This window comes from Salinicola sp. JS01, from assembly GCF_030284585.1.
In the GTDB taxonomy this organism is placed as follows: domain Bacteria; phylum Pseudomonadota; class Gammaproteobacteria; order Pseudomonadales; family Halomonadaceae; genus Salinicola.
Map to the genome: position 1 here is coordinate 51,615 of NZ_CP127244.1, position 14,205 is coordinate 65,819.

Consider the following 14,205-nt stretch of genomic DNA (forward strand, 5'->3'; position numbering starts at 1 on the left):
CTGGCGCGCGCCGAGGGGGCATGATGCGAGGCGGGAGCGATTGGGTGAGTATCGACCTGAGTCGATTCGTATAACGACCATAACCGAAGATCTATGTGGCCTTCTTTTTCGCTGAATCGACCGCTGGTCTGGCTGGGACTCGCGGCGCTGGCCGCTGCCAGCCTGTTGCCTTTTCTGATGCTTCGCCTCGCGGCGCTGGCGCTGGTCGTGATCGGCTTGGCCGATGGCTGGCGCCAGATCCGTCTCGAGCATCAGCGCCGCCGGCTCAGCGAGCAGGCGCTCGAACTCTCCCAGGATGGCATCATGATCACCAATGCCGCCAATCGTCTGATCACCATCAATCCCGCCTTCACCCAGATCACCGGCTATACCCTCGACGAGATCGAGGGGCTCGACCCCTCTGCGCTCTCCTCCGGGCGCCATGACAAGGCCTTCTACGAGCGCTACTGGCAGACCCTCGCTGCCACCGGGCGCTGGGAGGGCGAAATCTGGAACCAGCGCAAGCACGGCGACCAGTACCCCGAGTGGTTGCGTGTGCGCGCCTGCCACGACAGCAAGGGCCGGGTGTCGCACTACGTCGGTCTGTTCACCGACATCAGCCGACACAAGGCGCGCGAACAGGATTTGCGCCGGATCGGCTTCGAAGACCCGCTGACCGGGCTGCCCAACCGCCGGCGGCTGCACGATCTGCTCGCCTCCCGGCTGCGTCATCTGCGCGCCGGTGAGGGGCTGGACCTGGCGCTGATCGATATCGACGGCTTCAAGGCGATCAACGACGGCCTCGGCGTGGACAGCGGTGATCGTCTGCTGGCGCGCTTCGGCCAGCGGCTGGCGGCGCAGGTCGCCGGGGGCATCGTGGGGCGGCTCGGCGGTGACGAGTTCATGGTGATCCGGACCACCACCTTCGACGATCATGAAAAGTGGGTGGCGGGGTTGCGCCACCACCTCAGCGAGCCGTTCGAGATCGACGACAACACCCTGCGCCTGGGGTTGACCATCGGCAGCTGCCGCGCGCCGGAGGATGGCAAGGAGGCGGGGGTGCTGTTCCAGCGACTGGAATCGGCGCTCTATAGCGCCAAGCGCCATGGCCGCAACCACGATCGCCGCTTTCGCCCGTCGCTCGAGGTCGAGGGTGACCGCCAACTGGCGATCATCAACGAGCTGCGTCAGGCGCTGGCGCAGAACGAACAGTTGGAGGTCTATTACCAGACCCAGCATCGTCTCGACGATGGTGAGCTGATCGGCATGGAAGCGCTGCTGCGCTGGCATCATCCCCAGGAGGGCATGATTCCCCCCGGCGACTTCATTCCGCTGGCGGAGCGTCATGGGTTGATGCCGGCGCTGGGGGCCTGGGTCATCGACCAGGCGGTGGCGCAGCTCGCCAACTGGCGCGACCAGGGGCTGACGGTGGTGCCGGTGTGGGTCAACATCTCCGCGCTGCAGCTGATCCAGGGCGATCTCGAGTCGCGCCTGATCTCGACCTTGAGTCAGTATCGGGTGGCGCCGAGTTATCTCGGTCTCGAGCTCACCGAGTCGGTGCTGCTCGACGAGCGCGCCGGTGATATCTCGCCGCGGCTCGAAGCGCTGCGGCGCGAAGGGCTGCAGATCGCGATCGACGATTTCGGCACCGGCTACTCCTCGATGGCCTATCTCAAGCGGCTACCGATCGACAAGCTCAAGCTCGACCGCGAGTTCATCCGCGCGCTGCCGCATGACCACGCCGATGCGGCGATCACCTCGGCGGTGCTGGCGATGGCCCAGGGGCTCAACCTCGACGTGATCGCCGAGGGCGTGGAGACCGAGGCCCAGCGCAGCTTCCTGATGGCGCGTGGCTGCCGTCACGTCCAGGGCTTCCTCTATGCCCGCCCGCAGCCAGCCGGTGCTGTAGCCCAGCGCTTGAAGCCGGCCAGTGCGACCTACGCCTGAGCCGGGCCTGTACCGCCCAACCGCCAGCTGACCGCGACGCACAGCCCCGCCCACACCAACGCTTCCACGATCAGTGCCCAGGTGGCGATCTCTGCTCCGGCCAGCGCTGCCCCAGAGAGATAGCTCAGTGGCCCGCCCACGGCACCGCACACGAGCGCCAGCCAGCGATGCGGCCACAGCCACGCCAGACAGTGGTGCAGCGTGGTGGCGAACAGCGGCCACAGCGCCCATAGCCACAGTGGCCAGCCCGTGGTCAGGCGGATGCCGCCCAGGGCCACCAGGCTGCCGTCCACCACTACCCCGAGTAGCGCAAAGCCCAGCCACCAGCGCCATTCGCCGGGGCGCGCCAGCCAGCGCCAGTGGGCGCTCACAATCAGACCCAGGGCGAGCAGTGCCGGCAGCGAGCCGCCCAGCACGCAGACGAACCAGCCGACCTGAAAGGCCAGCGCGTTGAGCACCAGAGCGAGTGGGCGGCGCTGGCTCATGGCCGTGCTACCGACGGGCGACTCACGGCTGCCCGCTGAGTGGCGCCCGGCGTGCGCCGGGCTTGGCCAGCAGCAGGTGGCAGGTGCCGATGGCGCGCTCGACGAAGCCGCCCTCGCAGTAGCACAGGTAGTAGCGCCACATGCGGATGAAGCGTTCGTCGTAGCCCAGTTCGCGCACCCGTTCGAGGCTTGCCTCGAAGCGCTGGCGCCACTCGCGCAGGGTGCGGGCGTAGTGCAGGCCGATCTCGTCCAGGTCTAGCAGGTTGAGCTGAGTGTGGCGGCTCAGCGCGCTGAGGATGGCGGTATGCGAGGGCAGAAAGCCGCCGGGGAAGATGTAGCGCTTGATGAAGTCCATCTCGCGCTTGGCCGCTTCGAAGCGCTGATCGCGGATGGTGATGCACTGCAGCAGGGCCAGGCCATCGTCGGTGAGCAGACGGTCGACGCAGCCGAGATAGGTATCGAGATACTGATGCCCCACCGCCTCGACCATCTCCACCGAGACCAGGCGGTCGTAGCGCCCGGTGAGTGCGCGGTAATCCTCGCGCAGCAGGGTGATCTGTCCCTCCAGCCCGGCCTCGCGCACGCGCTCGGCGGTGTAGGCGTACTGGGCCTCGGAGATGGTGGTGGTGGTCACCCGGCAGCCGCGGGTGCGCGCGGCATGGATCGCCAGGCCGCCCCAGCCGGTGCCGATCTCGAGCAGGTGGTGGTGGGGTTCGACCGCGAGCTTGTCGAGAATGAGGTCGAGCTTGTGGGTCGAGGCCTCCTCCAGAGTCGCCGCCGGATGCGGAAAGACGGCGCTGGAGTACATCCAGTGGTCGCGGTCGAGGAAAGTCGCGAACAGCTCGTTGCCGAGATCGTAATGCGCGGCGATATGCCGCCGCGCGCGCGTACTGGTGTTGCGCTGCAGGGCGTAGAGCGCGGCCAGCGCCCAGCGGCTGAAACGTGCGGTGCCGTTCTCCATGCCGGCGTTGACGCGTTCGACATTGCGCGCGAACAGGCGCACCAGCCCCACCAGGTCGTCGACCTCCCACTCGCCGTCCATGTAGGACTCGGCCACGCCGACGGTGCCACCGAGGGCGAAACGTCGCCACACTGCGGCGCTGTGCACGCGCACGCAGAGCGTCAGGGTGTCGGCCGCGGCGGGATCACCGCGCCCCAGGCGGTGTCGCTGGCCGCCTTCGTGGAGCGTGATCACGCCGCCGTCGAGCGCGTCCAGCGCCTTCAGGATGCGCGGCCGCAGCCAGCGCGACAGACGCGGCGCGTCGCGGCGCCGGTCGACGGTCGAGGAGGGGGCGGTGGTCATGGTGAATTCTGCTCTCGTCCTGGGTGATCGTGGATGGGGGTACGCTTGAGCCACAGCCTGAGCGCCTGCCAGTGGATCGCGGCGATGGTCTTCAGCGTCATCAGCGGATGGCGCAGCAGCTCGCCGACCAGTGCGCGGCGGGTCGCCGGTGCCAGGCTCAGGGTCAGGGTGGCGTCGAAATGCCGGGCCTCTTCGGCCCAGGTCTCCATGTGCATCAGCAGGCGCTCATCGGGGCGGTTGAAGCGCCAGCGATAGGTCATCGCCATCGGGTTGAACGGCGATACGTGCAGGCGCTTGGCGAACTGCGCCTGGCACAGGTGGCGTGTATCGTCGACCCGGCAGGCGTAGACCTGACGCTCGCCCCAGGGCGTGTTGGTGACCTCGCCGAGCACCGCACGCAGGCGCTCGTGGCGATCGTAGACGTAATAGAGCGTCAGCGGATTGAACAGCACCCCGAACAGACGCAGCTGGGTCAGCATGCGAATCGGGCCGTCCGTGATCTCATCCAGCTCTTCGCCCATCTCTTCGCCCATCTCTTTGCCCAGTTCTTCGCCCAGTTCTTCGCGTAGCCGCTGGCGCACGGCCGCCGCCAGCGGCAGTGCGTGCGGCGCCAGGTAGTCCTCGCGGCGAAAGCGTGCCGGGGCGTAGCGTCGGGTACCGAAGCCGGGAGTACGGGCCAGCAGTGCCGGCAGTTCGTCGAGATCGAGCCACAGCATCCACACCCGGTAGTCGAAACGGTGCTGGGTGGGGACGAAACGGCGGTGGCGCAGCTGCCCGGTGGCGAGCCGGCTGTGCCAGCGGCGCGGGGCGGACGCCATCAAGCCACCTCACTGCCAGCAGGACGGGCGGCGCGCGGCGTCGGTGCGGCGGCGGCACCGTCGATCGCCTGGGCCACACGCCAGGCGCTCCACACCCCATCCTCGTGGAAGCCGTTACGCCAGTAGGCGCCGCAGAAGTGGGTCCGGCGCGCCGTCTGGGAGATCTCGGCGAAGCGTGTCTGGGCGTGCTGGGCGGTCAGGGTGAACTGCGGGTGAGCGTAGTCGAAGCGCGCCAGGATCTGCGCCGGATCGATCCGCGCCTCGTCGTTGAGGGTGACGCAGAAGGTGGTGTCGCTCTCCAGCCGCTGGAGGATGTTCATGTTGTAGGTCACCGGCACGCAGGCCTCGGCATCGCGCCCGTCGAGGCGGTAGTTCCAGCTCGCCCAGGCGCGGCGCCGGCGTGGCAGCAGACGGGTGTCGGTATGCAGCACCACGCGGTTGCTGGCGTAGCCGATGGCACCGAGGATCTCGCGTTCGGCGGCGGTGGCCGTCTCGCCCAGCATCGCCAGCGCTTGATCGCTGTGGCAGGCGAGTACCACCTGATCGAAGCGCGCCTCGCCATGGGGACTGGTCAGCGTCACGCCGTCGGCATCGCGGTGCAGCGCGGTCACCGGGCTTCGCAGATGGACCCGCTCGCGGTAGGGCGCGACCAGCGGTTCGATATAGCGCCGCGAGCCGCCGCTGACTGTGTACCACTGCGGGCGGTCGTTGACCGACAGCAGGCCGTGGTGATGAAAGAAGCGAATGAAGAAGCGCGCGGGAAAGGCGCGCATGCCGGCCTCGCTGGCGGACCAGATCGCCCCGCCCATGGGCAGCAGATAGCGGCGGCGGAAGTCCTCGCCGTAGCCGCCGGTCTCGAGGTACTCGTCCAGGCTCAGCTCGGGGGGCAGGCGGTCCTGCTCGAAATCGCGGATAGCACGCCGATTGAAGCGCAGAATGTCCGCCAGCATGCGATGAAAGCGCGGGCGCAGCAGGTTGCGCCGCTGGGCGAACAGGGTGGCCAGGGTGTGACCGTTGTATTCGAAGTCGCGCCCGCTCTCGTGCACCGAAAAGCTCATCTCGGTGGGCTGGGCGGCCACGCCGAGCGAGGCCAGCAGAGCCTGGAAGTGGGGGTAGGTGCGATCGTTGAAGACGATGAACCCGGTGTCGATGGCGTATTCGCGCCCGGCGTGCTCGACGTCGACGGTGGCGGTGTGGCCGCCCAGGCGCTCACCGGCTTCGTAGAGCGTCACCTGGTGGCGCCGCGATAGATAGTGGGCCGCGGCCATGCCGGCGATTCCACCACCGATCACGGCGATACGCTGCCCCGCCGGGCCAGGCGACGTGAGAGGGGTATCCAGCTCGCTCATGCTTCGCCTCCGTCACGCTCGCGGCCGGCGATACGCAGGCCGAAACGGCGCCGCAGGGCCGGCGGCAGCACACCCAGCGCCTTGACCAGATAGGTGAAGCGGCGCGGGAAGTGAATGTCTAGGCGCCGCTTGGCCAACCCCTCGACGATGTACTCGGCGGCGCGTTCGGCGCTGATCTGCATCGGCATCGAGAAGTCGTTGCGCGCGGTCAGCGGCGTCTCGACGAAGCCCGGGTGGATCACGCTGACGTCGATGCGTTCCGCCGCCAGATCGAGACGCAGCGACTCCAGGAAGTGCGAGATCGCCGCCTTGGAGGCGCCATAGGCCTCGGCGCGCGGCAGCGGCAGATAGGCGGAAGCGCTGGAGACCGCGGCGAGCAGCGGCGCCTGGGTGCGCCCCTCGGCACGCCGCAGCAGCGGCAGTGCGGCGTCGATGGCGTAGAGGGTGCCCTGGAAGTTGGTGGTGAAGACGCGCTCGACCAGCTCGACGTCGAACTCGCGCACATCGACATACTCGCAGGTGCCGGCGTTGAGCAGGGCGATGTCGAGCCCACCGAAGGCCTCCTCGATCGCCGCACCGGCGCGCCGGGTCGCGGCGCGGTCGGTGAGATCGGCGGGCACCACCAGGGCATTGGGATAACCCTCGGCCAGCGCCTGGAGCGCCTCTTTACGGCGCGCGGTGAGCGCCACCCGGTGGCCGTCGGCGAGCAGGCGCTTGGCCAGCGCCTCGCCGATACCGGAGGTGGCGCCGGTCAACCAGATGCGTTGGGTTCCGGGTAGGCTGGCCATGGTCTCTCCCTGCTCTCTTCAATCGTCGATGTGGCACCGGTGCGACGCTCTCGCCTCGTACCCGCGAGTCTAGAGGCGCTGCTTGATCCGGCGCACGACCCAGCCGATCAGCGGCAGCTGCTCGTAGAGCATCTCGCCGACGTCGTAGTAGTCACGGTGGCGGCAGACCCGCTGATCGCGCCAGGTGAGGTGTGAACACCCGGCCACGCTCAAGGTACGTCCGCCGCGCACGCTTGGATGCGCATAGTGCATCGTCCACTCGAGAAAGCAGCGCTGGTCCAGCACGTGCTGCTGGTGAAAGTCGAAGTGACAGTGGCTGACCTCGGCCATCAGTTCGCGGTAGTAGGCCATGACTGCGCGCCGCCCGACGTGGTGATGCAGAGGGTCGGTGAAGTCCACGTCGTCGCTGTAGCACTCGGCGAGTGCCGTCAGGCTCTCCTGAGTCAGCGGTTGGAACAGGCTGCGAAAGTGAGCGATCGCTTCGGCGCTGGCGCCAGCAGGTGTTGCGGTCATGGCACGCTCCCGGTGGGTGGCCGCGCCGGCCACAGGCGCGCCGGGTGCCGCCGAAGGGCGCTCAGTCGAGCTCCTTGAACGCGTCCAGGGCGCGCTGGCGGGCACGCTTGTGATCGACGATGGCCTGGGGATAGCCGGTATCGCGGCGCTCGTTGGCGCTGGGCTGGTGGCGCGACTTGACCGGCAACTCGGCCAGCTCCGGCACCCAGTGGGCGATGAACTCGCCCTCCGGATCGAAACGCTGGGACTGGGTGATCGGGTTGAAGATGCGGAAATAGGGCGCGGCGTCGGTGCCGGTGGAGGCCGCCCACTGCCAGCCGCCGTTGTTGGAGGCGAAGTCGCCGTCGACCAAGTGCGCCATGAAGAACGCCTCGCCGCGGCGCCAGTCGAGCAGCAGATGCTTGCTCAGGAACATCGCCGTGAGCATGCGCAGACGGTTGTGCATCCAGCCGGTGGCCACTAGCTGACGCATCGCAGCGTCGACCAGCGGGAAACCGGTCCTGCCCTCGCACCATGCCTCGAAGTCGGCGTCGCTGTGGCGCCACTTGAGCTTGGCGGTATGGGTCTGGAACGGCTGATGCAGGCAGATGTAGGGGAAGCCCACCGCCACGTGCTGGTAGAACTCGCGCCAGATCAGTTCGCTTGTCCAGCTCTTGAGACCGGCGTCGCCGTCGGCCAGATGGCCGCCATTGTTGGCCATCACTGCCTGCAGGCACTGGCGATGCGAGATCATGCCGGTGGCGAGGTAGGCCGAGAGCTCACTGGTGCCGGCGAGGGCGGGAAAGTCGCGGTCGGTGGCGTAGCGGCGAGCACGCGCGTCGAGAAATCGCTCCAGCTTGTCCGCCGCGGCGTCCTGCCCGGCGACCCAGGTATGCGCATCGACCACGGCGGAGCGGTCCGCCTCGGGGAGTGCCGGGATGGCGTTGCGGGTCAGCGAGAGCGCGCGCTGGCGCGTTGGGGTCTCGCGCAGGGCCAGCTGTTCGGCGGTGACCCGTTGATGCCAGGCCTTGGCGAACGGCGTGAACACCTTGTAGTAGTCGCCCTGGCCGGTCAGCAGCTCACCCGGCTCGAAGGCGATATGGTCGGTGTAGTCGTGGACCACGATACCGGCCTGATGTAAGCGCTCGCTCACGGCAGCGTCGCGCTGGCGCTCGTCTAGGGGGTATTCGCGATTGAAGTGCAGGGTGGCAATATCGTGTTCACGCACGATCTCTTCGAGCACCTTGGGCGCCTGGGAGAAGTCGCCGATATCACGGTATAGCAGCGGGATATTGAGCGCATCCAGGGCGTCGCTCAGGGCGCGCACACCGCGATGGATGAATTCGATCTTGTTGGCGCCGTGCTGGTGGCGGCGCCACTGATCACGGCTGGCGAGAAACACACCGATCACCGGGCCGCGCTGGGCGGCGGCGCTCAGCGCGGTGTTGTCCAGGGTGCGCAGATCGTTACGGAACCACACCAGCTGCAGATCGGACATGGGCACTTCCTTGTGGCCATCTCGAGGGAGCGGTCGCCGGAGAGACCGCGCTCAGTCTTCGTTGTCGACGATCGAGCGCAGTCGGCTGAGTGCCTGGGTGGTGTCTTCGCCCAGCACCGCGACCTCGGTGTTCTCGAAGTCGCTGACGCGAATGCGCGCCACCGGCCCTACCAGACATACTGGCACGTCGCTCTGTTCGGCCAGTCGCGGCAGCTGGCGGCGCACCAGGTCGCTGCGCTCGGCCTGGCCGCTGGCGAGCAGCACCGCCTTGATACCGAGACGGTCGACTGCCATCGGCAGTTCGCTCAGCGCCACCTCGCCGTCGATCAATTGAATGCGGTAACCCGCCGCCGAGGCCGCCAGGGCCATCAGCATGGCCCAGAAGCCGCTGGTATCGTCGGGCAGCCGTGCGATCAGCAGCTCACCGCCGCTGTTGGTCTGGTTGGCATGGTAGAGACGGGTACCGATGCGCGTGCGCAGAAAGGTCTCGAGCAGGCGCCGCTGCAGGGTGGCACCGAACTGGTCTCCCCAGCGCTCTTCCAGCTGCTGGATGGTGGGTTGCCACAGTTCGGCGATACACAGCCCCACCGGGTAGAGCGCCAGGCTCTGATTGAACAGTGTCTCAAGGCGCGCCATATCGAGGGCGTCGACCGCGTGGATCACGTGCTGGCGCTGGCTCGACCAGTCACCCATCTGCGGTGCCGGGGTCTCGACCGTTTCGGGCTGGTCGAGAAGCTCGCGCACCTGACTGACGGGGACGCCGCGGTTGAGCCACTGCAGAATACGCTCGACGCGCTCGATGTCGTCGCGGGCATAAAGGCGGTGGCCCTTGGGCGTGCGCTGGGGCCGAATCAAGCCGTAGCGACGCTCCCAGGCGCGCAGCGTCACGGAGTTGACGCCAGTGAGGCGCGACACTTCGCGAATGGGGTAGAGCGGCGCGGCGTTGGATTCCATAGCCTTGTAACTCATGCAAGTCCTCCTGCGAGGTCTCTGCGTGCGCCATCTCGTCGAATCGAACGCTTATCGATACTGCAGGTCGTCACCACGGAGCTTCGGGTCCACTTACGCTAATTGATTGCTTAAACACGGTTTACCAATTCTGCCCTGCTGCTCCGGCGACGTCACCTGGGTTTGCCGACGAATCGGTCATGGTCTCTCGTCTTTCCCTCTTGGTGAGGCGAGGGACGTGATCTCTCGAGTTCATCGGCTCCGGCGAGACGGCATTGATGTCCATGGCTCAAGCATGGGTGAATACATTGTACGCTTCAAGCGATTTGTACAATTTTAATGTAATACGAAAGCGTTGTGCACCCGTCGGCGCGCGCGGATATCCGGCGCTGCGGTGATACGGCGACGGTCGACCGGTGTGGGCAAGGCGGTGTTCATGGGGCAAGCTATTCATTGGGGGCGATGTTCGCAAAGCCACCCGGCGCGGAGCGCTGTCGCCCCAACTGGATCGGTGCCGAGGCATTTGCTGGATGACGCAGCGCGTCGCTGGCGCTGCTATGCTGGGTGCATTGTACAACATTCGTATAACTGAGGTCAGAGCCATGCGACTTCTGATTACCGGCGGTACCGGTTTCGTCGGCCAGCGTCTGGTCGAGCGCGCCCTGGCGGGCGGCCACCGGGTCATGGTGGTCTCGCGCCAGCCACAACGTGCGCGGCGAAAGCTGCCTGCAGCCGTCGCGGTGGGCGACTCGGTGGCGGCGTTCGCCGACCAGCGCCCTCAAGGCATCGTCAATCTGGCCGGCGAGCCGATCGCCGACAAGCGCTGGAGCGACTCCCAGAAGACGCGACTGATCGAGTCGCGCCGGCATATCACCCGCGAGATCGTGGAGCTGTGCGAGCAGCTGGCGCAGAGCGGCGACGCCCCCGAGGTGCTGGTCTCGGGGTCGGCAATGGGGTTCTACGGCGATCAGGGCGAGCGCGACGTCACCGAGTCGACGCCGCCGCACGATGAATTCGCCCATCGGCTGTGCGAAGAGTGGGAGCGCGAGGCCAACAAGGCCACCGAGGTCGGCACCCGGGTCGCCTGCGTGCGCATCGGGCTGGTGCTCGATGCGGATGGCGGCACCCTGGCGCGACTGCTGCCGGTGTTCAAGCTGGGGCTCGGCGGCCGTCTGGGTGATGGCCGCCAGTATATGCCGTGGATTCATCGTGAGGATCTGGTTGCGGCGATCGAGTTCCTGCTCGCCGAACCATCGCTCGCGGGGCCGTTCAACGCCTCGGCGCCGACGCCGGTGACCAATGCCGAATTCACCCGCGCGCTGGGCCACCAGCTCAAGCGGCCGACCCCCTTCCGGGTGCCGGCCACGCTGCTCAAACTGGGGCTGGGGGAGATGTCGCGGCTGCTGCTGACCGGCGCCTGCATGCGCCCGGCGCGGCTCGAAGCGGCGGGGTTCCGCTTTACCTATCCCACGCTCGACACTGCGCTGGCGGCGATTCTGCCGCGCTGAGGTCTAGCGGCGTGAGGCTCGCGCCGCGGCCCAGGTGCTGCTGACCAGGTGCTACTGAAGAGCTGGCCAGCGCAGTACCTTTCAGGCAGTGGCTAGCGCTGCTCGTTGTCCACGGTCACGATGACCCGCACCGCGTCGAGACGCAGGGCGGCACTTTCGATCGCCGCATCCAGATCCGCGCGCTCCTGGCTCAGGGCGGCCTGCTCGTCGGCACGGATCGCACCGCTGCGCCGGGCCAGCGCCTTGAGCCGGGCCAGCTCGCCATCGAGAGTCGCGCGCATCTCGGTCTGGGCGCGTTCGATCAGCGTCGGCAGCTCGCGCAGTGCCTCCTGCTCGCCGCTCTTCAGCAGCGCGCGCAGCTGTTCGTGGCGCGACTTCAAAAGCTCCCGCGCGACCCCTTTCTTGACCCGCTGTAGATTGCGCGACAGGCCGCTGAAGCTGACCTTGTCCGAGAGGTTGGCGCCGCTCTCGTCGAGCAGCACGCGAATGCCGGTGTCGGGCAGGAAGCGGCCCAATTGAAGCTGCTTGGGCGCGGGGCAGTGGGTGCGGTAGACCAGCTCCAGCATCAGCCGGCCACCGGGAATGCTGGGATGCTTGAGCAGCGCCAGGGCGGTATTGCCAAGGCTCGAGTCGAGCACGCGCTCGAGCATCGCGGTGACCAGCGGATGCTCCCAGGAGAGGCGTTGAACGTCGTCCCGCGCCAGCGCCTGGGTGCGCGAGTAGGTGACGGTGAAGCCCTCGTCGCCCTGGGTGAGCCCGGGCAGGCTGTCGAGCATGTGCGAGCCGGGGGCCAGATGGGTCAGGGCGTTGCCCAGTTCACGGCTGTCGACGCCGAAGATATCCAGCGCCTGATCGACATAGCGCGGCAGCGCGGGATCGTTGTCCTGCTCGAGTACGGCGGCGATCACCGACTCGGCGCGCTCGGGGCGGCAGGCATTCCACTCCAGCAGGCGGTTGCGCCCGGCCTCGCGCTGGGCCAGGCGGTCGGCGTTGAAGGTGCGGGTCTCTTCGATCAGGGTGCCAACGCCGCTCTCGTCGTCGAGGCTCTCGCGCAGCGCTTCGCCGAAGGCGTCGAGCACGTCGCCGCCGGCGGCGTGCGGCGCGGTGAAGGCGTCGAGCCCTTCGCGATACCAGCGCAGCAGGGTGGCGGTGGGGCTGTGGGCGATCACCGGCACGTGGATATCGATGGGGTGAAGCTGGCCGATACGGTCGAGGCGTCCGATACGCTGCTCGAGCAGATCGGGGTGCCACGGCAGGTCGAACATCACCAGATGGTGACAGAACTGGAAGTTGCGCCCCTCGGAGCCGATCTCCGAGCAGATCAGCAGCTGGCAGCCGGCCTCATCGTCAGCGAAGGCGGCGGCGGCGCGGTCGCGCTCGACCAGGCTCATCTCCTCGTGGAATACCGGCGCCTGAATGCCGGCACGCACGCGCAGCGCCTCGGCCAGATCGATGGCGCTCTGGCGGTAGTGGACGATCAGCAGCACCTTGGTCTGGCGGCCGAGTGATTCCAGCAGGCCGAGCAGCCAGGTGACCCTGGGGTCCTGTTGCCACCACGGCGTGTCGGCCTGGTGTGCGGCCTCCTGCACGGCGCGGTAGGCCGCCTCGGGGTAGAGGCGCGCCTCCCGCTGGCCGAGTTCGGCGGCGTTCAGCTGCGCGGCGACATGGTCGTTGCCGGCGACGAGCTCGTCGAGCTGGGCCTGATAGGCTGCCGGCATATCGAGCTCGGCGCTGTGCAGGTGGCGCTCGGGGAAGCCGCCGACATGGCGCCGGCTGTTGCGGAACATCACCCGCCCGGTGCCGTGGCGGTCGAGCAACTGCTCGCGCAGCTGGCGGCGGGCGCTGGCGCGCTGGGTGTCGTCGCTTTCGGCATCGGCGAGGGTGGCGAGCAGCGCCTGGCTGTCGCCGTCGCCCGCACCGATAACCGCGCTGACCGCGTCCCGCGCCGCCGCCTCGCCCGGCAGCCGCTCGAGGGCGTCGATGGCGTCAGCCACCGCGGCGTAGCCGGCCTCTTCGGCGCTGAAGCGCTCGAGATCCTGGTAGCGGTCCGGATCGAGCAGGCGCAGTCGTGCGAAGTGGCTCTCCAGGCCCATCTGCTCCGGTGTCGCGGTGAGCAGCAGCAGCCCCGGAATACGCGCGGCGAGGCGCGCCACGCAGGCGTAGCCCGGGCCCTCGGCCTGGGGTGTCCAGTCCAGGTGGTGCGCCTCGTCGACGATCATCAGGTCCCACTGGCTCTCCTCGGCCTGGCGCTGGCGCTGCGGATTGGCGAACAGCCACGCCTGGCTGGCGAGAATGCACTGACCGCTGTCGAACGGGTTGTCGTCGCCCCACGCCTCGCTCTGCGCCTCGTCGAGCAGGGTCACCGAGATCGAGAAGCGGCGCAGCAGCTCGATCAGCCACTGGTGGGTGAGGCTCGGCGGCACCAGGATCAGAGCACGGCTGGCGCGCCCGGTGAGCAGCAGCCGGTGCAGGATCAGGCCGGCCTCGATGGTCTTGCCCAGGCCCACCTCGTCGGCCAGCAGCACGCGCGGGGCGTGGCGCCGGGAGACCTCGTCGGCGATGTAGAGCTGGTGCGCGATCAGGTCGATGCGCGGGCCGGCCAGACCCAGCGCCGGGCTGCGCGAGAGGCGCTGATGGTGGTGCAGCGAGCGGTAGCGCAGCTCGAACCAGTCGTTGCGGTCGACCTGGCCGGTGAGCAGGCGATCCTGGGCCTGATGAAAGCGCATGCTGTCGGAGAGGCGCGCCTCGGGCAGGGTCGCCGGGGCGCCCTGCTCGTCGTGGCCGTGGTAGACGATACAGCCGGCGTCGATCTCGACGTCGTCGACCGTGAGGGTATGGCCCTCGGCATCGACGATGCGATCCCCCGCGGCGAAGATGACCCGGGTCAGCGGCGCCTGGCGCGCGCTGTAGGTGCGCGTCTCCTGGCTGGCGGTGAAGAGCACGGTCACGCTGCGGGCGTCGACGCTGAGAATGGTACCTAGTCCCAGCTCGGTTTCGCCGTCGCTGATCCAGCGCTGGCCGGGGGTGAAGTCGCTCATGATGCCTCGGTATGCTCAGCTGCGGGGGGAGTGGGCGACGCATTCTAGCGTA

The 14,205-nt window shown here is 68.0% G+C and carries 11 protein-coding genes; 2 read left to right on the forward strand and 9 right to left on the reverse strand.

The genetic code is table 11. From position 1 onward, the window contains the following. Positions 1-93: 93 nt before the first annotated feature. On the forward strand, positions 94-1,926 hold the full coding sequence (locus QO259_RS00305) for a putative bifunctional diguanylate cyclase/phosphodiesterase (protein WP_285951357.1): 1,833 nt from the start codon (positions 94-96) through the stop codon (positions 1,924-1,926). Here the strand turns inward: QO259_RS00305 and QO259_RS00310 are convergent. From QO259_RS00310 to QO259_RS00345, 8 genes are all read right to left on the reverse strand, one after another. Continuing rightward, entirely contained in the window at positions 1,917-2,411 is a 495-nt protein-coding gene (locus QO259_RS00310; protein ID WP_207037169.1) for a DUF2878 domain-containing protein, read from the reverse strand. The genes QO259_RS00305 and QO259_RS00310 overlap by 10 nt on opposite strands. Before the next feature lie 22 nt (positions 2,412-2,433). Then, positions 2,434-3,714: an SAM-dependent methyltransferase gene (locus QO259_RS00315; protein WP_285951358.1), complete on the reverse strand. Its 1,281-nt coding sequence runs from the start codon at positions 3,712-3,714 to the stop codon at positions 2,434-2,436. Continuing rightward, entirely contained in the window at positions 3,711-4,532 is an 822-nt protein-coding gene (locus QO259_RS00320; protein ID WP_285951359.1) for a DUF1365 domain-containing protein, read from the reverse strand. Before QO259_RS00320 ends, QO259_RS00315 begins: the two co-directional genes overlap by 4 nt. Then, complete coding sequence (locus tag QO259_RS00325; RefSeq protein ID WP_285951360.1) at positions 4,532-5,881, reverse strand: NAD(P)/FAD-dependent oxidoreductase; 1,350 nt, start codon at positions 5,879-5,881, stop codon at positions 4,532-4,534. The genes QO259_RS00320 and QO259_RS00325 overlap by 1 nt, the downstream gene beginning before the upstream one ends. Then, the gene (locus tag QO259_RS00330; RefSeq protein ID WP_285951361.1) at positions 5,878-6,669 is read right to left on the reverse strand and encodes an SDR family NAD(P)-dependent oxidoreductase; all 792 of its coding nucleotides are present in this window, start codon (positions 6,667-6,669) and stop codon (positions 5,878-5,880) included. Before QO259_RS00330 ends, QO259_RS00325 begins: the two co-directional genes overlap by 4 nt. Before the next feature lie 69 nt (positions 6,670-6,738). Beyond that, positions 6,739-7,182 carry a nuclear transport factor 2 family protein gene (locus tag QO259_RS00335; protein ID WP_285951362.1) on the reverse strand — a complete coding sequence of 148 codons (444 nt, stop codon included), beginning with the start codon at positions 7,180-7,182 and terminating at the stop codon, positions 6,739-6,741. A 61-nt stretch (positions 7,183-7,243) separates the two neighbouring features. Continuing rightward, positions 7,244-8,659: a deoxyribodipyrimidine photo-lyase gene (gene phrB / locus QO259_RS00340; RefSeq protein ID WP_285951363.1), complete on the reverse strand. Its 1,416-nt coding sequence runs from the start codon at positions 8,657-8,659 to the stop codon at positions 7,244-7,246. 51 nt (positions 8,660-8,710) lie between these two features. Next, positions 8,711-9,628 (reverse strand): MerR family transcriptional regulator, encoded by a 918-nt coding sequence (locus tag QO259_RS00345; RefSeq protein ID WP_035470421.1) that lies wholly within the window; start codon positions 9,626-9,628, stop codon positions 8,711-8,713. A 581-nt stretch (positions 9,629-10,209) separates the two neighbouring features. On the opposite strand from QO259_RS00345, the gene QO259_RS00350 reads away from it, so the two are divergent. After that, positions 10,210-11,115 (forward strand): TIGR01777 family oxidoreductase, encoded by a 906-nt coding sequence (locus QO259_RS00350; protein ID WP_285951364.1) that lies wholly within the window; start codon positions 10,210-10,212, stop codon positions 11,113-11,115. 92 nt (positions 11,116-11,207) lie between these two features. Here QO259_RS00350 and rapA read toward each other — a convergent pair whose 3' ends face one another. Beyond that, positions 11,208-14,153: an RNA polymerase-associated protein RapA gene (gene rapA, locus QO259_RS00355; protein WP_285951365.1), complete on the reverse strand. Its 2,946-nt coding sequence runs from the start codon at positions 14,151-14,153 to the stop codon at positions 11,208-11,210. Between the last annotated feature and the right edge of the window lie 52 nt (positions 14,154-14,205).

Excerpts from the sequence above, each read along its gene's own strand:
- QO259_RS00305 (WP_285951357.1), top strand. The coding sequence starts at position 94 with ATGTGGCCTTCTTTTTCGCTGAATCGACCGCTGGTCTGGCTGGGACTC.
- QO259_RS00310 (WP_207037169.1), bottom strand. The coding sequence starts at position 2,411 with ATGAGCCAGCGCCGCCCACTCGCTCTGGTGCTCAACGCGCTGGCCTTT.
- QO259_RS00315 (WP_285951358.1), bottom strand. The coding sequence starts at position 3,714 with ATGACCACCGCCCCCTCCTCGACCGTCGACCGGCGCCGCGACGCGCCG.
- QO259_RS00320 (WP_285951359.1), bottom strand. The coding sequence starts at position 4,532 with ATGGCGTCCGCCCCGCGCCGCTGGCACAGCCGGCTCGCCACCGGGCAG.
- QO259_RS00325 (WP_285951360.1), bottom strand. The coding sequence starts at position 5,881 with ATGAGCGAGCTGGATACCCCTCTCACGTCGCCTGGCCCGGCGGGGCAG.
- QO259_RS00330 (WP_285951361.1), bottom strand. The coding sequence starts at position 6,669 with ATGGCCAGCCTACCCGGAACCCAACGCATCTGGTTGACCGGCGCCACC.
- QO259_RS00335 (WP_285951362.1), bottom strand. The coding sequence starts at position 7,182 with ATGACCGCAACACCTGCTGGCGCCAGCGCCGAAGCGATCGCTCACTTT.
- phrB (WP_285951363.1), bottom strand. The coding sequence starts at position 8,659 with ATGTCCGATCTGCAGCTGGTGTGGTTCCGTAACGATCTGCGCACCCTG.
- QO259_RS00345 (WP_035470421.1), bottom strand. The coding sequence starts at position 9,628 with ATGAGTTACAAGGCTATGGAATCCAACGCCGCGCCGCTCTACCCCATT.
- QO259_RS00350 (WP_285951364.1), top strand. The coding sequence starts at position 10,210 with ATGCGACTTCTGATTACCGGCGGTACCGGTTTCGTCGGCCAGCGTCTG.
- rapA (WP_285951365.1), bottom strand. The coding sequence starts at position 14,153 with ATGAGCGACTTCACCCCCGGCCAGCGCTGGATCAGCGACGGCGAAACC.